The following is an 18307-nucleotide window of genomic DNA, read 5'->3' as shown; positions in this document are numbered from 1 at the left end:
CGGAGGCGGTCGTACTCCCCGGGGCGTACGGCGCGGGCGGTACCGTCCGCGCCCGGCCGTCCGCCGGGTAGGGCGGGCAGCGGGGTGACCTATGGCAGGAAGTCACTGTGCGTCTGTATCACCAACTCGTCCTTGATCCCTAGGATCACGAGGGCGGCGAGCGTACGCCGGGGAGAACCGTTCCTAAAGACTGAGCATGAGTTGTAGGTGCTCAGCCGCGTGTCCCGAACGGTCTTGGACACACTGGTCCCCCGCGTTCGCTCCGCGTCCGGTCCCGACGGATCGTGTCCGTGGTCCGGGGATGCGGGGGCGGGATTCCTCACGCCCCGGGCCACCTGGTGCGGCCTGGACGGTCCGATGCCCCTGCTCATCGCTCTGGTGAGCAGGGGGCGATGCCGTCCGTCGCCGGATCGGGTGTCCCAGGGCGCGTCGTCCGATCGCCACCGCTGCCGCGTCGTGGCGGGTGGCGTTCCGATTCTTGCTGGTTAGGGGTTTTTGCCAGTGCTGAGCTCCCCATTTGGAGGTGTAGGCGGGGTCGACGGCGACGATGGTGATGCCGAGTTCGGCGGCCATCGCCACCAGCCTGGCGCGTAGCTTGCTGGTGGGCATGCCGGAGATCAGGTTGCGGAACCGCTTTCGTCGTCCGTGTTTTTCGCGCGTCGTCTCTGCTTGGAAGTTGAGGTCTTCGATCGCGATGGCCAGTTCGTATCGTTCGGCCCAGTGCAGGAGGCGGATGAGGGCGTGGCGGATTTGGGCGTCGCGGTGCTGCGTGCTGCCGGTCAGGTCGTAGTCGAATCGGCGAGGCTCGCCGACGGGGTTGCCGTGGGTGTCGAGTCTCCAGGCGGCCAGGTGGTCGGCGTTGGTGTCCACCCCGATCACACCCCCGGCCCGGACGGCTTCCAAGGGGACGGTCTTAACCGGCGGGATCGTCCAGGACGCGGTCAGATACCAGCGTCCACGCTCGACGTTCTCGCAGATGCGGTAGGCGACGGCCCGGTTCGTGCTTACCCGGTCGCGCCATTGGTCGCCCCGGTGCGGGAACGACACCTTCGAGGTCAGGACGTACCGGCCGTGTGCGGTCTTGGCCAGGTGCGCCAACGGTGCCGGGAGCTTGATGGTGACCTGGCCATCAGGGGTGACGCGGATCGTCTCGTTCCCGTACGGCTTGCCCGACTCGCCGTCAGCGGCCAGGAACCGGCGCTCGGCTCGCCAGCGTTCCCGCCATTCCACCTTGGTGAGCTGAGCGGCCTCCAGGTTGTGCCGGGTGCGTAGCAGCCGCTTGCCCCCACGCACGACACGAACCCGTCCTGCCTCGTGGTCGGCCCGCTGTTTTTCGAGCCGATCCTGGAGCAGATGCAGACGGCGAGTCTTGGCGAACCGCTCCTCCCGGCTGCGGTAACCGCCCGGTGCTTTCTTCGTGCCCTTCTCACCCACCGGCAGGGACAGCCGGTAGGTGATCGTGGCGATCCCGGCCTCGAGACTGCGGATATAGGCGAGCTGGCTACGACGTGCTAACGCCCACTGGTCATGCGTGGCCTTGGTAATCGAACCGGCCCAGCGTGACGATGACTCCCCGGTCAAAGCCCGCTTGCGTTCCGCCCATTGGCTGGTGTCATGATCGAGCCCAGCCGCGCACCATGCCTTCAAATCGGAGGAGGCCAGCGACCCGAGGTGGTCACCCATGAGCCGCAGCACCTTCACATCCTGCGGCGTCAGATCCTTGAGCCGGTCACGGATCGCCACACCAGATGGACCCACAACAACGAACGGCGCGGCGAACCCACGGGCAGGGCCACCGGCCGGGGACGGAACAGGACAAGGCGCTGAACGCATGTTCGAAAGCTAGTGACATCATGACAATAATGTCAACCCAAAGCAGTCATTCAGATCCGATGAGTTAGCGGGGTGTTCTAACTAATCGTGCACGCGGCAGATATCGGCAGGAAGCCCTCAATTAGTCAACCGGCAGAACCCGCATTTCCGACACCGCACGTGCTTCCGGCATATCCCCCCAGATTCGCCCCGGACAGCCAGCGCGCTCAATCGTTCGTACGCACACTTATGCGATCTCGGAGACGAACTGGTTGACCACCCGGATATCCAGTCAACGAAGAGCCAGCGCGGGATCGCGGAGAACGAGCGCGGGAGGGGCGACCTGGTACTCCGGCGCATCGAACGATCATGGTGCCTCTGGCGTGGGCGAGCCGTCGAGCCGGTGATCAGAGAGTCGCTGGGGAGGCTGCTCCCGACCGATGAATGGCCGGATACCGAGGCGGTCGGCGGCTGGTGGAACCGGTAGAACAACCCGGAGATCGATCTGGTGGGAACCGATCGCTCATCGGTCGCAGGCCGGATCCATTTCGTGGGCTCGATCAAGTGGCTCGAGGAGCGGCCGTTCTCACAGCGTGACTACGGGTTCGGGACGTCCTCTTCGTGCCCGGGGCGAACCGCGACACCCCCCTGGTCGCCGTATCACGGTCGGGGGTGACGGACGGGGTTCCGCTGGGGGCGGCCTGGGGGTCGGACGAACTCGTCGCGGCCTGGCGGCCGACGGCCGTGTGAGGAACGTCAGCACACCAGGATGGCGGCGCTGCCGTAGGAGCCGCCGAAGCCGGTGCAGAGGGCGACCTCCGCTCCGGCGACCTGGTTCACCCCGTCGCCGCGCAGCTGGCGCACCGCCTCGGCGACGTTGTTGAGGCCGTGGACGTAGCCCTCCGACAGCAGTCCGCCGTGCGGGTTGACGGTGCCGAGGTCGTGGTGCAGCGTCTCGGCCAGGTCGGACCGGGCGCACAGCCCGAAGTCCTCCAGCTGCCGGGGGACCAGCCAGGAGTACGCGTCGTAGAGCAGGGCCACGTCGATGTCGGCCGGCGTCATGCCCGCGGCCGCGTAGAGCGGGCCGGCGACGTGGGCGGAGAAGATCCTCGTCACGTCGTCGGTCTTGTCCATCGCCGAGGCGCCCGGTCCCCCGCCGCGGACCACGGCGTGGACGCGCGGTGCTCCCGGCGCTCGGTCGGCGGCGGTGATGACGAGGGCGCAGGCGCCGTCGGTCTCCTGACAGCAGTCGGCGCGGCGCAGCGGCGAGGCCACCGGCGGGCTCGCCCAGTAGTCCTCCTGCTCGCGGCGCAGTGCCCGCGGGTTGGCGGCGGCGTGCGCGCGGGAGCTGCGCACGACCGCGCACAGGTCCTTCTCGGTCAGGCCGGTCTCATGCAGGTACCGCTGGGCGGCGAGCGCGAACTGCGGCACCGGTCCCGCGAGGCCGTACGGGTGGGTGAACTGCTCCTCGACGCCCTCCCCCAGTTTCAGGGAGAGGGTGTTCATCCGCCGCCCGGACCGGCCGTTGAGGGCGCGGTAGACGAGGACGGTGCGGGCCAGGCCCGCGTCGATGAGCATGGCGGCGTCGCCCAGGATCGAGGCGGACTGCGTGCCGCCGCCGTAGATCTCGTTGTGCCAGCCGAGGTCGATGCCCAGCTCGCGGGCCACGTGGATCACCGGGGCGGAGTCGCCGAGGTGGTAGCTGAGGATCGCGTCGGGCCGCTGTCCGGCCTCCTCGATCGCCTGGCGGGAGGCCTGGACCGCGAGCTGCAGCTCGGTCCGGCCCGACCGCCGCGACAGGTCCGTCATGCCGACTCCGGTGATCGCCGCCTTCCCGGAGAATCCCTGCATCGCACCTCCCATCGGCACGCGCCAGTGTTTCACAGGCAAGCGCTTGTTCGGCAGCTGACACACGCCCTATTACCCACATTGACGATCTTGTCAGGGCATACTGGCTCCCGTGGCAGGCGACGAGACGACCCCTCCCCCTTTCGACGTGACCATCCCGAGCTCGGCGCGGATGTACGACTACGCGCTCGGCGGCAAGGACAATTACGCCGTCGACCGGGAGACCGCGGAGCGCATCTTCGCCGCGTTCCCCGACCTGCGCAAGCTGGTGGTGGCCAATCGCGGCTTCCTGACCCGGGCCGTACGGTTCATCGCCGAACAGGGCGTGCGGCAGTTCGTCGATCTGGGCGCCGGGATCCCGACCTCGCCGAACGTCCACGAGATCGCCCGTGAGGTCCACCCGGACGCCCGTGTCCTGTACGTGGACCACGACCCGATCGTCGCCGCCCACAGCAGGGCGCTCCGCGCCGACGGGGGCGGCGTCGCCGTCATCGAGGCGGACATCCGCGACCCCGACACCGTCCTGTCCCGGATCGAGGACAAGGGCGTCATCGACTTCGCCGAACCGGTCGGCATCCTCTTCATCGACGTACTGCACTTCGTCACCGACGAGGAGGACCCGGCAGGGATCGTCGCGCGGTTCCGGGACCACGTCACGCCGGGGAGCCACCTGGCGCTCTCCGCCGCGTGCAGCGACGGAGTCGACCCCGAGAGCGCCGAGAAGGTCACCGCGGCCTACAAGAACGCCACGACGCCGCTGGTCCCGCGCACGCGCGCCGAGATCGAACGCTTCTTCCGGGGTCTCGAGTTCGTCTCCCCGGGACTGGCGAACATGGCCGCCTGGCGCGCCGACGGGCCGGAGATCGCCGGCGGCCTGGCGGGCGTCGCCCGCAAGCCCTCCTCGTAAGCCGCCGCGCCTCCTGAGAGCCGTGCCCTCGCTCGTCGAATATTCTTCGGCTAAGAGGGCGATGAGCCGACGCGCCGCGTACGGTGTTCGGCTCGTGGCGACGAACGGAGATCTCCGATGGACGCGGTGGATCAGGCGATCCTGCGCCGGCTGCAACGAGACGGCCGGCAGACGAACCGGGAGCTGGCCGAGGCGGTGGGGATCGCGCCGTCGACCGCGCTGGAGCGGACGCGGGCGCTCCGCACGCGAGGGGTGATCACCGGCTTCCACGCGGCGGTGGACGCGGCGACGCTCGGCCGCAGCGTGCAGGCGCTGATCTCGATCCGGATCCGTCCGCAGTCCCGCGAGGCGATCGAGAACACCCGCGACAGCATGGCCGCGCTGCCCGAGACGCTCGGCGTGTTCGTGGTGACCGGCAACGAGGACATCCTGGTCCACGTCGCGGTCCCGAGCACCGCCTACCTGCGCGACTTCGTGCTCGACCGGCTGGCCCGGCGCAAGGAGTTCGTCGACGTGCGGACGACGGTCGTCTTCGACTACGTCCAGCCGGTGGAGCAGTCCGAACTTCCGGCGTCCGAAGACCGGTATCGCCGAAGCCCCTACGCCTGAGCGGCCGCGAGCCGACGTCCGGCCGAACGAACGGTGCTCTGACTCCGTTGGCCCGAACGATCGTCGGCTGAACGCTCTGCCGACCGCATGTTCTCCTAGCGTCGAGGGCATGGATCAACGAAACGACCTCTCTGGCGTTGCGCTGGTGCTCGCGGCCGGAGTTCTCTGGGGGACGGTGGGTCCCGCGCAGGTGTTCGCCGACTCGTCCGCCGGGCCCGTGGCGCTGGGCGGCTCCCGGATCCTCACGGGCGGCCTGGTGCTGGCGGTGGCGGTCCTGCTGGCGCGGCCGGGCGCGTTCCGTACGCTCACCCGGCCGTCGTGGCCTCCCCTGCTGGCGGCCTCGTGCGCCACGGGGATCTTTCAGGCGGCCTTCATGACGTCGGTCGCCCGGACCGGCGCCGCGGTGGCCACCGCGGTCGCGTTCGGGATCGCCCCGGTCAGCACCGGCGTCGTCGAGCGGATCGCGCTCGGCACCCGGCTGACGCGAGGGTGGGCGGTCGGCACCGCCACCGCCATCGCCGGCTGCACCCTGGTGATGACGCCGGACGGACCGGTCCACGTCGACCCGTACGGCGTGCTGTTCGGCGTCGTGGGCGGCTGCTGCTTCGGCGTGTACACCGTGTCGGCCAAACGGCTCACCGGCGACGGCGTGAACATGACGGCGGCGGTGGCGGTGACCCTCCTCATCGGCGGCACCTTCCTGGCGCCCTGGACGCTGTCGCGGCTGCCGGCCCTCGGCACGGCGCGCTCGCTTCTGCTCGTCGGCTGGCTGGGGCCGGTGACCGCCGCGCTGGCGTACTCGTTCTTCGTGGCCGGGCTGCGCCGGGTCGCCGCGGCGACCGCGGGCACGCTCTCCCTGGCCGAGCCGCTCGTCGCCACGGCGCTGGCCATGCTGTTCCTGGGAGAACGGATGTCCGTGCCGGTGGCGGCCGGCTCCGTGCTGCTGCTCGGCGGGCTGGCCGTCGTCTCGCTCCCCGGGCGCCCCTCCCGGCGCGCGGGAGGGGCCACAGACGGTCAGCCGGTCACAGTTCGTACTGGACGGCGGCGCGTTCGGCGAGAATCGGTTTGATGTACTCGTCGATGACCGCGCGGTGCACCGGGTGGTCGCGGTAGACGAGGTAGGCGTCCCGGTCGGCGAAGTCGGCGACCACGGCGAAGTCGAAGTTGCCGGGGTTCACCCCCGCGTCATCGCCCACGTGGTAGGCCTCGATCTCGGGGATGACGCCAGGCAGGGCGTTCAGCCGGTCCACCATCGCCCGCTTCCGCTCGTCCGTCGCGTTCTCGTTCCAGCGGAATATCACCACGTGCCGGAATCCGGCCATGTCGCCTCCTCGATCGATGCTTCGCAGGAGACGATACGAGAAGGGCCCCGCCCGGAACCGGTCGGCACCCCGTTCATCCCGCCAGATACGTCGCCGTGCGTTCGGCCAGGTCGAAGGCGCGCCGGAGATCGGCGCGCACCAGCCGGCCGGCCCGCTTGACGACCTCACCGGCGACCAGCACGGTGTCGACGTTGCTCAGGTCCGCCGCGGTCACCACCGCGGTGATCGGGTCCCGGAGCGGTACGAGGTTGGGGGTGTCCGTCCGGAGGAGCAGGAGGTCCGCCTGCTTGCCCGGGCGCAGCGACCCGATGCGGTCCTCGAGGCCGAGGGCGGCGGCGCCGTCGATCGTGGCCATCCGGAGCACGTCCGCCGCCGAGATCGCCGGATCCCCGGCGCGCCCGAACGCGAACGCCGCGCGCATGAGGCCGAACATGTCCCCGGCGACGCTGGTGACGGCGTCGGCGCCGAGGCTGGTCCGGACGCCGAAGGCGCGCAGACGGTCGACCTCCGGGCGCCCGAGCCGCATCTGCGCCTCCAGGATCGGGGCCACCGAGGCGGTGCCGCCGCTGTCGGCCATCAGCTTGAACTCGTCGTCGGTGACGCCGTTGACGTGGATGTACGTGGTGTCGGGGCCGAGCAGGCCGTGGTCGCGCAACTGCGTGATCGGCCCCGGGCCGTTGACGTGGACGCTGATCCGCAGGCCCAGTTCCCGGGCGAGGCGCCAGTCGGCCTCGGCGTCCTCGATGCTCTCGATGCCCGGGCCCCAGGCGGCGAGCGTCATCGCGACCCGGCCGCCGACGGCGTCGCGGACGCGGCGCACCTCGTCGGGCCGGTGCCGGCCCGGCGCGGGGTGGGCGTAGCCGAAGACGGCGCGGATGCCGGAGTCGCGCAGCGCGTCGAGGGCCGCGTCCGTGTGCTCGGGCGAGCGCTGGATGTGGGACCAGTCGAGCAGGGTGGTGATCCCGGCGTTCAGGCATTCGAGGGCTCCCGCGAGGTCGCCGGCGTAGACGTCCTCGGGCCGGAACCGGGGCGCGGCCCCGTACACGATCGCCTGGAGGTACTCCTCGAGAGAGGCGTACGGGGCGGTGGCCCGGAGCACGCTCTGCCAGGTGTGTCGGTGGGTGTCGACGAAGCCGGGGAGCACGAGGTGGTGCCGTGCGTCGATGACCTCGGCGCCCTCGGCGGGCAGGTGCGGGCCGACCGCGGCGATCACGCCGTCCTCGACGAGCAGGTCGGTCGCGGGGGTGGCGTGCGGGGTGGGGTCGGTGTCGACGACGACCCCACCCTGGATCAGGATGCGCGACATGAATATTCCTTTCAGGAAAGCTTTTTTGAAAGCTATCAGGATGAGGTACTACGCTCAAGCCCATGGAACGCCCGGATCGCGTGGACGCGATGCTCGCCGCCTGGCGGGCGGAGCGGCCCGAGGTCGCCACCCTGACCCTCGAGCTGACCAAGCGGATCGGGCGCCTGCACGCCTTCTGCGCGGAGGCCTCCCAGCGGGCCTTGGAGGGCTTCGGCGTCACCTACGCGGAGTTCGACGTGCTCGCGACGCTCCGGCGCTCGGGCCGGCCGTACCGCCTGAAACCCAGTCGGCTGGCGGAGTCGTCCATGCTGACGACCGGGGGCACCAGCAACATCCTGCAGCGTCTGAGCGCCGCCGGGTTGGTGTGCCGCGATCCGGACCCGGACGATCGGCGCAGTTCATGGGTGTGCCTCACCCCTGAGGGCCTCGAGCTGACGGACCGGATCGTCGCCGCCACCGGCGGGGCGCATGAAGCGCTGTTCGAGCACGTCCCCAAGGAGACCGGGCAGGCCTTGGCGGACCTCATGCGCGAGGTGCTCCTCACCTTCGGCGACGACCCACCGAACACGCCCTGACCAGCGTGAGCGGCGCGCGCTGGGCACCGCGAAAAGCGCTCACGGAGCGAGCGCGATCAAGCACGAGGGCGACCGGGTTACCCGGCCGCCCTCTCCGCGGAGCCCCTCAGGCCCAGGACACGCCGCCCATCGCAGCCTCCTTCCCCCGGACCGATCGCGGTCGCCGCTCCCGGCATAGAGGCTAGAGAAACGATCACTTCACGCAAATACGTAGTTTGACATATTTTGTAGGCACCACTACACGTATGCGGCAATTCACGGCCGGTATCCGGCGACGCCGCCCCTGAGAGCCGACTTCGCAGAGGACTCCATCGCAGGCGAAATGCCTGCTACGCTACCAAGCGAGCGCTTGGTACGACAGTGTGCGGTCAAGCGGGAGAAGGAGCCCTATTCGTCATGAAGTTCTCCACCTTCCACCTCTTTCACCGGTTCGAAGGACAGACCACCCAGGAGGTGTACGACTACCAGCTCGAGATCGCCGAGCTCTGCGAAGAACTCGGCTTCGACGGGATCTGGGTGGCCGAGCACCACTTCCGCGACTACGGCCTCGTCCCGAACATCTTCACGCTGCTGTCGTACCTCGCCGCGCGGACCGATCGGCTCCGCCTCGGCACGGGGATCGTCGTGCTGCCGCTGCACAACCCGGTCCACGTCGCCGAAGAGGCGGCAATGGTCGACCTGCTGTCCGGCGGCAGGCTGGAGATGGGCATCGGCCGCGGCTACCAGAGCGTCGAGTTCGAGAGCTTCGACATCGACCTGGGCGAGGCCCGGGAACGCTTCAACGAGGCCCTCGACATGATCACCGCCCTGTGGACCCAGGAGAACGTGCACTTCCAGGGCAAGTTCTACGGCACGGGCAACGAGGTCACCCTCATGCCGCGACCGGTGCAACAGCCGCACCCACCCCTGCACGTCGCGGCGGTCAGCCCCGAGACCGTCGAGATGTACGCCGCGCGCGGACTGCCGATCCTCGCCGACCCCGCCGCGCCGTTCAAGAAGATCGCCAAAGCGGCGGAGACCTGGCACGAGACGGCCCGGGCCAACGGCGTCGACACCGACGGGATCGAGCTCGTGGCCAGCCGGTCGGTGTACGTCGCGCCGACCGTCGAACAGGCCCGCGCCGACCAGGCGCGCTTCGAGAGCTCCTTCGACCGGTCGCGCATCTTCAACCGGCAGAGCGCGCCGATCGACTCCCGGACCGGGCAGGTCGCCAAGGGGTTCGAGTACTGGCAGGACCGCTACCTCAAGGGCGGCGAGGTCGGCGCCGACTTCCGCTGGGAGCAGCTGGAGGTCATCGGCGACCCCGACCGCGTCATCAACCAGATCAAGATGATCCAGGAGTTCGGGTTCAGCAACCTGCTGTGCGACTTCGGCAGCACCCGGCCCGTACCGATCGAGGACATGAAGAAGGTCCTGCGCTTCTTCGCCGCCGAAGTGATGCCCGCCTTCCGGTGACCCGCGCGCAGACGGAGAGATCCGACGAGCTGGAAGGCAGGACGCGATGTCCGTACACGGGGTGACCCTCGGCGACGTTCTCGGCGAGCACCGGCGCGGCCGTCCCCACGGCCCGGCGGTCGTGGACGCGGACGTGCGCCTGACCTACCCGCAGCTGGACGAGCGGGTGAACCGGCTCGCCGCCGCGCTGGCCGCCGACGGGGTCACCCCGGGCGAGCGCGTGCTGTGGCTCGGGCGCAACTCCTTCCGGATCCTGGAGCTGCTGCTGGCCTCCGCCCGGCTCGGCGCGATCTGCTGCCCGGCCAACTGGCGGCAGAGCGCCGACGAGCTGGCGTTCGTCCTCGACGACCTGCGGCCCGCCGTCGTCGTCTTCGAGGAGTCCGAGGCGGCCGGGCAGGCGCGGGCCCGGACCAGCACAGAGGTCCGGTGGATCGCCGCCGGCGAGGAGTACGAGTCCTACCTCGCGGCGGGGACGCCGGCGGAGCCGGCCGTGGAGGTCACGCCCGACCGGCCCGTGCTCGCCCTCTACACGGCGGCGTTCGACGGGCGGCCGGCGGCGGCGCTGCTGAGCCACTCGGCGCTGATCGCGCACTCGATGGCGCTCCTGCATGTCCGGCAGATGGAGGACGGGTTCACCTACCTCGACTGCGGGCCGCTCTTCCACGTCGGCACCATGATGTTCTGCCTGGCCACCTTCCAACTCGGTGGCACGAACGTCTTCACGCCCGCGTACGACCCGAAGGAGGTCTGCCGGCTGATCGAGGCCGAGCGGTGCACGCAGGCGTTCCTGTTCGGGCCGATGATCGACCAGCTCGTCGAGGCGAACTCCGGCGGCACGTACGACCTGTCGTCGCTGCGTTTCGTCTCCCACTCCCCCGAGTGGGACGCCATGATCACCGTCGACGACAGCCCCTGGTGCGCGTCGAAGATGGGCGGCTACGGGCAGACGGAGGTCGGCGGCATGCTCACCTTCCTGGGGCTGGCCCCCGGCGGCGAGGGGTACGCCGGCCGGCCCTCCCCGCTCGCCCACGTACGGATCCTCGACCCGGCCGGGAACGAGGTGTCACCCGGCGAGACCGGCGAGATCTGCGCCCGCGGAGCCGGCGTGTTCAGCGGCTACTGGAACCGGCCGGAGCTGAACGCGGCCAAGGCGGCGGGCGGCTGGCACCACACCGGCGACCTCGGCCGCCGGGAGCCGGACGGCACCCTCACGTTCATCGGACCGCGGCTACGGATGATCAAGTCGGCCAACGAGAACATCTACCCCGCCGAGGTCGAACGCGCCCTCAAGTCGCACGAGGCCGTCGCCGACGCGGCCGTGATCGGCGTGCCGGACCCCGAATGGGGCCAGAACGTCAAGGCGATCATCGTCCTGAAGGACGACGCGGCACTGACGCCCGAGGATGTGGTCGAGCACGTACGCTCCCGGATCGCCTCGTACAAGAAGCCGCGCCACGTCGAGTTCACCGAGTCCATCCCGAAGAAGGGCTACACGCCGGACTACGACGCCCTCGACGCGGCGTACGGCGGAGGCGGCTACCCGGGTATGTGACGTACTACGGGGTTCGGAAGTGCCCGGTGGTGACGTCGCGGTGGACGAGACGCAGGACGCGATGGCAGTCCACGGCGTCGATCCGCAGCCAGGCGACGGGCGGGCCCGAGGCCGCCTCGTGCGCGACGGCGGGAAGGAGCCCGATGCCGAGCCCGGCGCTGATCAGGCTTCGGATCGCGGCGGGATCGTCGCCCTCGCAGGCGATGGCGGATACGGCCTTCGACGACCATGCCGAGCTCGCTCATGAGATGATCGGAGACGGCGTCGTCGGGGGCGCGGGCTCCCCAGATACGGTGCAAGCCGAGGTGGCCGAACCCGAGCGTCAGCAGCAGCCGTACGGGTCTCGGTGCCGAAGCCACGCCCCCAGACGTCGGGCCGTAGCGCGAAGCCGATCTGGCCGCTGTTCGGACCGGCGTGCTGGGTGTCCACGGCCAGTCGTGCGAACCCGATCACTTCACCGGTGGACGGGAGAGCGGCGGCAAGGGAGTACTCGATCCGCGGCTCGACTTTGGCGGCCGTAGTCACCGCGGTGATGGTGGCCTGGACCTGCTCAGGGTGCGGGGCTCGAAGCTCAGATGACGGGTGGCGATCGGGTCACCGTAGATGCCAGGACGGCATCGATGTCTTCGGGGCCGAATTCCCGGAGGCCGACGCGATCGCCGTTCACCATGATCGGATACACGAGTCAAGCGTGATTTTCGATCTTTTCGAAGATGTCGATGTCGGTCTGTCGTTGCCATTCCGGAAGCGCGTCCCAATCCGCGACGTAGGATGGTTTCGGTTCGGGGATGTGCTTGTGAATCTGGGCGATCCAGCACAGCGCGACAAAGCGGCCCTTTTGTTCTCGGGTAAGTTTGGCGGTTGCTCCGCCGGACACCGCGACGAAATCAGCCACTTGCCGGTAGACAGCGCTTGCGGCTTGGCGTTCCCACTCGGGGGTCTCGTTCCACGGAGCGACGTATCCGGGTTTGGGGTCGCCTGGATAGTGCCTGCGCACTCCGGTGATCCACGCTTCCCGGAAGATACGGCCGTGTTCGCTCTGCTGAGTGTCCGGCTGTGCCTGCATATCGTCTCCTTAGAGTTGGGCGATCCGGCCGCTGAGTTGAGCCACCCGATTGTCGGACGACAATGAGGCAAGCTGGGCACGCAATCCTTGGAGCTTGCGCCCGATGTACCCCGACGATCGGGTCTGTTCTGCCAGTTGGACCGCTTGCACGCCGTAATCAAAGACCCGATCAAGGTCTCTGGTCTGTACGCCCAGGACGGCAAGGTCGGTCAGGATGCTTCCGCGTCGGCGTGGCGATGTGGCCGTGTCGAGAGCCCTGATCAGCGCTTCCGAGGCCAAGTCAGCTCGCCCCAGAGCGGCGTAACAGGAACCGCGTTCTTCGGCCAATCGCGAGCCGTCAAAGCGGAGCCAACCGCCCGGCATCACAGGCCCAGTCAGCGCCTTCACTTGCTCGGCTTCGTCGAGGGCACGTTGGCACGCGTCAATGTCTCCCAGCCCGGCGTACGCTTCCGCCTGCACCGCAGCGACCCAATGCCGGGTGGACAGTTGCCCGTCACCACGTCGGGCGACCCGGGCGGCCCCTTCCAAAATTGGCGTCACATCCTCGAACCGGCGTTCATACATGCCGAGGTAGGCGTGTCGAGTCAAGGCGCACGCCCACAGGTCGAACGCGTCACCCTCTTTGCTGGCGTCGGCCGCGAGCTTGTAACAGTGGGCGGCGTCGGTATACCGGTCGGAGTCAAAGAAGATCTCTCCGGCGAGTTGGAGGAGATCCCCGGTTGCGACGCAGAGTCGCTTGTGCGCGGCGGACGAGTGCGCACGGTCGAGACTTCCGGTCAGCAAGTCGAGTTGTTGGCGTACGACCGGGTACACGGTCCGCTTGGACTCTGAGAGGGCATACACCTGCCACAGGTGGGAGTTCAGTTGCTCGTACTGGCTGATCTGTTCGGAGTCATCGGCATGCCCATCGGTGACGAGGTTAGGCACCGCGGTCAGCGTTCCCGCGGTGCTCAGCAGACGAAGCAACTCCCGACGGTTCATGTCCTCCAGTCCATCAGAGCCCACATCGGGTGTGACCACCGTGGGGGCGATAACGCAGCCCTGGAGTACCCGTCTCTGAGCGGGCGACGCGTGAACCTGCATCCTTGCCGCGTCGATTGTCAGTAGTTCGTCCAGCTCGTCGGGGCTGACCTGGAGGAGTTAACAGAGCTTAGACCGGTGGTAGGGCTGGGGGTCACATTGCCCGCGTTCCCATCGGGCAACGGTGGACCGGTCGGCCCCGAGCGCGGTGGCAAGCGACTCCTGAGTGAACCCACGCGTTCTTCGGCGCTTGGCCAGCCGGGGCCGTCGTCCTGCCGTCATCGAAGGTCCTCCGCGCGATGAAGCCGACTCGCCGTCGTCGGGGTTTGCCAACGTCAGCGTAAGGCGTGAGTCGGCGATGCAGCGCGAATGCATCAGAGATGCCCCACGACTGCACCAACACCGCGCCACGGATGCTCTGGGGCCGAAGGGACCCGGTCGGCTTCCCTGGAAGAGAACCGAGAGACCCGACCAGGAGCCCCCGATGCCCCGCCACCACCACCGAAGCCAATGCCTGCCCCGTGTCCGCGTGGTGTCGTTCGACCGGCCCGCCGAACCGCCGCAGAGCCCGACGCGGTGAGCCCCACGGCATCAGCGCGCCCGAGCCGGGCGCGCTCGTCAGGACTCATGCACCCGCCGAGCCTGGTCTTATCACCCATTCCAACGGACCGGTATGGACACCGGCCTGAGCGACCTTCAGGAGTAGGCATGTCTGCGCTCCCAGCCGAAAGGCCGATCGCCACATATTCACCATTTCGCCCTCGCCCTGAGCTCGTCTCGGGCGATCTGCGGCTGGCCGCGCTTCCCACCTCTGTCGGCCTCGCGCGTTCGTTCGTCCGCGACCAAGTACACCGTTGGCACCTGGACGAACCGACCGGTTACGACCTGCCCGGCACGGCCGAGCTGATCACCAGTGAACTCGTCACCAACGGCCTGAGGGCCACTGGCATCGTCCAGCTGCCCGTCGCCGGACGGCAAGCGCCCAGACCGGCCGCGATCATCGTGAGGTTGCGACTGATCAGCCGCAGCCTCTTCGTCGAGGTCTGGGACGCCAGCCCCTGTCCACCCCGCCCGGCCGAGGCCACCGAGCTGGACGAGAACGGACGAGGGCTCGTCTTGGTAACGGCCCTGACCAAAGCATGGGGCTACTACCCCTCCGATGCCCCGGCAGGCGGCAAGGTCGTGTGGGCGGAGATCAATATCCCCGCACAACTGATCGATGTCTCCAGGTCACGAGGCCGGCCATGAGACGTTGGCCCATCGTCGACACACACGCCAACTCATAGAGGTCCGCCATTAATCACGATCGATCAAACGTTGGGAGGTGGGATCATGCACCAGCTGATCATCAGTCCCTTCTTGCAGAGTTTCATAGTGGTCAGCCCCGGGAAGCCGAATGGCTTTCAGATCTCTCAAACCAAATACGCCGCTCTGGCCAATCCAGAAATGCTCTGCCCCGCATGGTTGGTCGACGCCGCCAGGCATGCATGGGGCCTGGATATCGCGAATCGCCCACTCGGACAGGTCGCCATCGTCCGGCAGCCAGGCCTCCTCGGCTACGGACGTGCGTCCTATGAACTGAACCTCGGCTGCAACTACGACTGCAAGCACTGCTACCTGGGCCTGAAGACGTTCGAGGGCCTTCCGTGGGCAGACCGCGAGCAGATTCTGCGCATCCTGAGCGACGCGGGCGTGCTGTGGCTCCAGCTGACCGGCGGAGAGCCGACTGTCGACAGGCTGTTCGCGGCCACGTACAGCCACGCTTTCGGCCTTGGCATACAACTCGAAATTCTCACGAACGGATCGCGCCTCTTCCATCCCCTGGTCTTGGATCTTCTGACGTCGCTGCCGCCCTACCGCGTCACCCTCAGCGTCTACGGGGCGACCGAGGAGAGCTATGACGGGCTGACACAGCGACCTGGCTCGTACAAGAAGTTCTTGCGCGGGCTGGACGCCGCCTACGAGGCAGGGATCTCACTGGAGCTTCACGTGGTGATCACTCGGGACAACGCCCACGAGGCGGAGGCCATGCGCGCCATCGGCCTTGAACGCGGGCTCAAGGTCCGTGACTACGATCACATGTCCCCGACGATCTACGGCGGTGCCGAGAGTCTGGCTTCCCAATCGACCGGGCAACTGGCGCCACGGCCGCCGTTCACCGGATGTGATGCCGGCCACACATCCCTGCACGTCGACCCACACGGCAAGGCCAGCATCTGCAAGATCGGGCGCGAACCGAACATCTCACTGCTTGACGAAGGCATCAAGGGGCTGGACCGCCTCGGCGATATCGCCAACGGTCTCCTGCGCCGACAAGGCGGATGCACCGGCTGCACCCTCAGCAAGAGCTGCAGCACCTGCATGCCGCTCGTCACCCTCTACCGGCGTGCCAGCGCACCGCTGGCCGCGTACTGCCAGCACCAGGAGAGGAGGTGAACCATGTCGCCTGTGCCCGTACAGATACGGAAGAAGCCGACGGACGACGAGGTCGTCCCGATCCCCGATCTGGACGACGTCGCCGGCGCTACCGTCATGCTCGGCTGCGGTGACGACAACCCGTACAAGTAAACGATCTACCGGGGCGGCTCCCGATGTCTGGGACCGCCCCGGGACCACCTCAGTAAGGTGCCGTCATGACGACGAGAGTCGACTGGGAAGATGCCCGGCCGTTCATCGAACAGCAGACCGGGCCAATTCACACCGCAATGCAGGTGAATGAAGGATTCAATTCTGAAATCGCAGTCGTCGTACACGCTCAGGACGAAACATTCTTCGTTAAGGGTCTTCGCCAAGACCATCCCCGCGTCTGGACGCAGGCCCGCGAACGCGCCGTCAACCCCTTCGTCGCCGAGATATCCCCGCGCCTCCGCGGGGCCGCGAACGCGCCGTCAACCCCTTCGTCGCCGAGATATCCCCGCGCCTCCGCTGGGCCGTCGAGGACGGTGGCTGGAATCTGCTCGGGTTCGAGTTCATATCGGGGCACCATGTCGATTACGCCCCGACGTCGGCAGACCTTCCCACAGTCGTACGGATGCTCCACCGACTCCAGGAGGTCCCCTGCCCCGACATCGAGATGAAGCAAGCCGAGCAACGCTGGGCGGCCTATACCAGCGCTCCCGAGTTGTTCGCCGGTGACCGGCTTCTTCATACGGACTGGACGCAGGGAAACGTCCTCGTCAACGATGGTCACGCCTACCTCGTCGACTGGGCCTGGCCCACGAAAGGGGCTGGCTGGATCGACCCGGCGTGCTGGACGGTATGGCTCATTGCCGGCGGTCACGATCCTCAGAGCGCCGAAGCATGGGCATCCAAAATCCCATCGTGGAACACCGCACCCACGGAGGCACTGGACGCCTTCGCTCAGGTTCAGGCAGACATGTGGACCGGGATCGCAGACGACTCACCGGATTCATGGACACAAGGCGTCGCGGAGGCAGCCCGGCTATGGGCGAGGCATCGCGGCGCATGACCGGAGGTCATCGTGAGCATCGAATCGACGCCGAACATCCATCCGACGTCCCTACTGACCGCACCGGATGGCGTCCAGGCCGATATCGACATCGACATGGTTCCGCTGATCAAGACGCTGTGGTCGATGGGACTCGTAACCACGGCGTGCTGCCAGGACTTCGGTGAAGGCACAGAGGGTCAACGCCGGTTTCGAGAAGGGCCGCCTCGATACGGCGGAGATGCTTTCATTGAGTTCTATAGGGGATACGCCTGGCTCAAGATGCCGACGTCCAACGCGGTCGACCTAGTCAACGCCTTACTAGGCACAGCATTTCATGCTCGTGTGACTTTACGCTGGAGACCAGGCTCCTGGCGCATACATGCGCCGTTGGTCTACGAATCAGGCTACGGATTTCGGATGGCAGGGTCCACGCAGATCCATTTTCCTCGAGAAGAGATCACCGAACTGGTCAACGTACTCAGCGAAAGGCAGCTGCGCGACTAGCCGCGGCTACGGCCTGATCGGCGTGCCGGACCCCGGATGGGGGCAGAACGTCAAAAACAATCATCGTCCTGGAGGAGAGCGCGTCGCCACGCCCGAGGAGGTCGTCGAGCACGTACGGTCCCAGATCGCCTCGTACAAGAAGCCGCGCCACGTCGAGTTCACCGAGTCCATCCCGAAGAAGGGCTACACGCCGGACTACGACGCCCTCGACGCGGCGTACGGCGGAGGCGGTTACCCCGGCATGTGACCCGGTCGCCCCCGGCCGACGGCCTTTCGTCACTCGCCGGGCGCCGACCATAATGGGCGCGTGGACACCACGAGCCGCCGCAGAAGAAGCGAGATCCTCGGCGGCGAGGAGGACAGCCGGTTCACCTTCCCCGCCGTCGGGGCCGAGCGGACGATGCTCGCCGACGTCCTCACGGCGCAGCGGGCGACGCTGGAGCTGAAATGCGCGGGCCTGAACGCCGAACTGGCCCGGCGCTCGGTGGAGCCGTCCACGCTGTCGCTGCTCGGCCTGGTGCGGCACCTCGCCGACGTCGAACGCCGCTGGTTCAGGGCGGTCCTGGCCGGCCAGGACGCACCGGCCCGCTTCTCCTCCGCCGAGGACCCCGACGGCGATTTCGACGGCATCACGCCGGACCCCGAAGTGATCGCTGATGCCTGGCAGGCCTGGCGGGAAGAGGTCGCCTTCGCCGACACCTACGTCTCCGAAGCGCCGCACCTCGACGTCGAGGGCCACGACGCCTGGCGCGGGCCGGTCTCGCTGCGCTGGGTGCTCATCCACATGATCGAGGAGTACGCCCGGCACAACGGCCACGCCGACCTGCTCCGCGAACGCATCGACGGGGCCAGGGGTGCGTGAGCGAGGGTGAACGCACTC

General features: G+C 68.1%; 21 protein-coding genes. 13 read left to right on the top strand and 8 right to left on the bottom strand.

All coding sequences use genetic code 11. The annotated features are described in order from the left end of the window. Positions 1-183: 183 nt before the first annotated feature. Both AB0I04_RS26435 and AB0I04_RS26430 read right to left on the bottom strand, forming a co-directional pair. Positions 184-1743, bottom strand: a complete 1560-nt coding sequence (locus tag AB0I04_RS26435) for an IS200/IS605 family accessory protein TnpB-related protein (RefSeq protein ID WP_360889618.1) — start codon at positions 1741-1743, stop codon at positions 184-186. An 825-nt stretch (positions 1744-2568) separates the two neighbouring features. Then, positions 2569-3675, bottom strand: a complete 1107-nt coding sequence (locus AB0I04_RS26430) for an acetyl-CoA acetyltransferase (RefSeq protein WP_360889962.1) — start codon at positions 3673-3675, stop codon at positions 2569-2571. Between the two features lie 97 nt (positions 3676-3772). Here AB0I04_RS26430 and AB0I04_RS26425 point away from each other — a divergent pair, with 97 nt between their 5' ends. From AB0I04_RS26425 to AB0I04_RS26415, 3 genes are all read left to right on the top strand, one after another. Continuing rightward, positions 3773-4567, top strand: coding sequence for an SAM-dependent methyltransferase (locus AB0I04_RS26425; RefSeq protein WP_360889615.1), 795 nt, complete (start codon positions 3773-3775; stop codon positions 4565-4567). Positions 4568-4684: 117 nt separating this feature from the next. After that, positions 4685-5176, top strand: coding sequence for an Lrp/AsnC family transcriptional regulator (locus AB0I04_RS26420; RefSeq protein ID WP_360889612.1), 492 nt, complete (start codon positions 4685-4687; stop codon positions 5174-5176). Positions 5177-5285: 109 nt separating this feature from the next. Further along, on the top strand, positions 5286-6245 hold the full coding sequence (locus AB0I04_RS26415) for an EamA family transporter (protein WP_360889609.1): 960 nt from the start codon (positions 5286-5288) through the stop codon (positions 6243-6245). Here AB0I04_RS26415 and AB0I04_RS26410 read toward each other — a convergent pair. Together AB0I04_RS26410 and AB0I04_RS26405 are read right to left on the bottom strand one after the other, a co-directional pair. Continuing rightward, on the bottom strand, positions 6199-6498 hold the full coding sequence (locus AB0I04_RS26410) for a Dabb family protein (protein ID WP_360889607.1): 300 nt from the start codon (positions 6496-6498) through the stop codon (positions 6199-6201). The two genes, AB0I04_RS26415 and AB0I04_RS26410, sit on opposite strands and share 47 nt — an antisense overlap. A 73-nt stretch (positions 6499-6571) precedes the next feature. Beyond that, positions 6572-7804, bottom strand: a complete 1233-nt coding sequence (locus AB0I04_RS26405; protein ID WP_360889604.1) for an amidohydrolase family protein — start codon at positions 7802-7804, stop codon at positions 6572-6574. Positions 7805-7866: 62 nt separating this feature from the next. On the opposite strand from AB0I04_RS26405, the gene AB0I04_RS26400 reads away from it, so the two are divergent. The 3 genes from AB0I04_RS26400 to AB0I04_RS26390 all read left to right on the top strand — a co-directional run bounded on the left by AB0I04_RS26400 (position 7867) and on the right by AB0I04_RS26390 (position 11386). Beyond that, positions 7867-8379: a MarR family transcriptional regulator gene (locus tag AB0I04_RS26400; RefSeq protein WP_360889602.1), complete on the top strand. Its 513-nt coding sequence runs from the start codon at positions 7867-7869 to the stop codon at positions 8377-8379. 396 nt (positions 8380-8775) lie between these two features. Beyond that, positions 8776-9834, top strand: coding sequence for an LLM class flavin-dependent oxidoreductase (locus AB0I04_RS26395; protein WP_360889599.1), 1059 nt, complete (start codon positions 8776-8778; stop codon positions 9832-9834). 46 nt (positions 9835-9880) lie between these two features. Continuing rightward, on the top strand, positions 9881-11386 hold the full coding sequence (locus AB0I04_RS26390) for an AMP-binding protein (RefSeq protein ID WP_360889597.1): 1506 nt from the start codon (positions 9881-9883) through the stop codon (positions 11384-11386). A gap of 162 nt (positions 11387-11548) precedes the next feature. On the opposite strand, the gene AB0I04_RS26385 is transcribed toward AB0I04_RS26390, so the two are convergent. The 4 genes from AB0I04_RS26385 to AB0I04_RS26370 form a co-directional block, all read right to left on the bottom strand. After that, positions 11549-11911: a GNAT family protein gene (locus AB0I04_RS26385; protein ID WP_360889594.1), complete on the bottom strand. Its 363-nt coding sequence runs from the start codon at positions 11909-11911 to the stop codon at positions 11549-11551. Positions 11912-12071: 160 nt separating this feature from the next. Continuing rightward, positions 12072-12452: a hypothetical protein gene (locus tag AB0I04_RS26380; protein WP_360889591.1), complete on the bottom strand. Its 381-nt coding sequence runs from the start codon at positions 12450-12452 to the stop codon at positions 12072-12074. 9 nt (positions 12453-12461) lie between these two features. Beyond that, positions 12462-13472: a transcriptional regulator gene (locus AB0I04_RS26375; protein ID WP_360889588.1), complete on the bottom strand. Its 1011-nt coding sequence runs from the start codon at positions 13470-13472 to the stop codon at positions 12462-12464. Between the two features lie 120 nt (positions 13473-13592). Beyond that, positions 13593-13754, bottom strand: a complete 162-nt coding sequence (locus AB0I04_RS26370) for a helix-turn-helix transcriptional regulator (protein WP_360889585.1) — start codon at positions 13752-13754, stop codon at positions 13593-13595. A 426-nt stretch (positions 13755-14180) separates the two neighbouring features. Between AB0I04_RS26370 and AB0I04_RS26365 the strand changes: the two genes are divergently transcribed. The 7 genes from AB0I04_RS26365 (at position 14181) to AB0I04_RS26335 (ending at position 18289) form a co-directional block, all read left to right on the top strand. Next, complete coding sequence (locus tag AB0I04_RS26365; RefSeq protein ID WP_360889582.1) at positions 14181-14720, top strand: ATP-binding protein; 540 nt, start codon at positions 14181-14183, stop codon at positions 14718-14720. 84 nt (positions 14721-14804) lie between these two features. Next, on the top strand, positions 14805-15908 hold the full coding sequence (locus tag AB0I04_RS26360) for a radical SAM protein (RefSeq protein WP_360889579.1): 1104 nt from the start codon (positions 14805-14807) through the stop codon (positions 15906-15908). 3 nt (positions 15909-15911) lie between these two features. Further along, positions 15912-16040: a hypothetical protein gene (locus tag AB0I04_RS26355; protein ID WP_360889576.1), complete on the top strand. Its 129-nt coding sequence runs from the start codon at positions 15912-15914 to the stop codon at positions 16038-16040. Positions 16041-16503: 463 nt separating this feature from the next. Continuing rightward, a complete protein-coding gene (locus tag AB0I04_RS26350; RefSeq protein ID WP_360889573.1) occupies positions 16504-16941 on the top strand; it encodes a hypothetical protein in 438 nt (145 codons plus the stop codon). A gap of 12 nt (positions 16942-16953) precedes the next feature. Next, on the top strand, positions 16954-17427 hold the full coding sequence (locus AB0I04_RS26345; RefSeq protein WP_360889570.1) for a hypothetical protein: 474 nt from the start codon (positions 16954-16956) through the stop codon (positions 17425-17427). A 22-nt stretch (positions 17428-17449) separates the two neighbouring features. Continuing rightward, positions 17450-17674, top strand: a complete 225-nt coding sequence (locus AB0I04_RS26340) for a hypothetical protein (RefSeq protein WP_360889568.1) — start codon at positions 17450-17452, stop codon at positions 17672-17674. 60 nt (positions 17675-17734) lie between these two features. After that, positions 17735-18289, top strand: coding sequence for a DinB family protein (locus AB0I04_RS26335; RefSeq protein ID WP_360889565.1), 555 nt, complete (start codon positions 17735-17737; stop codon positions 18287-18289). The last annotated feature ends 18 nt before the right edge of the window (positions 18290-18307 follow it).

The sequence above is a fragment of the Actinoallomurus sp. NPDC050550 genome (assembly GCF_040655075.1).
Classification (GTDB): Bacteria; Actinomycetota; Actinomycetes; order Streptosporangiales; family Streptosporangiaceae; genus Actinoallomurus.
The sequence above is the reverse complement of the archived record's forward strand: the minus strand, read 5'-3'. Positions and strand labels throughout refer to the sequence as shown.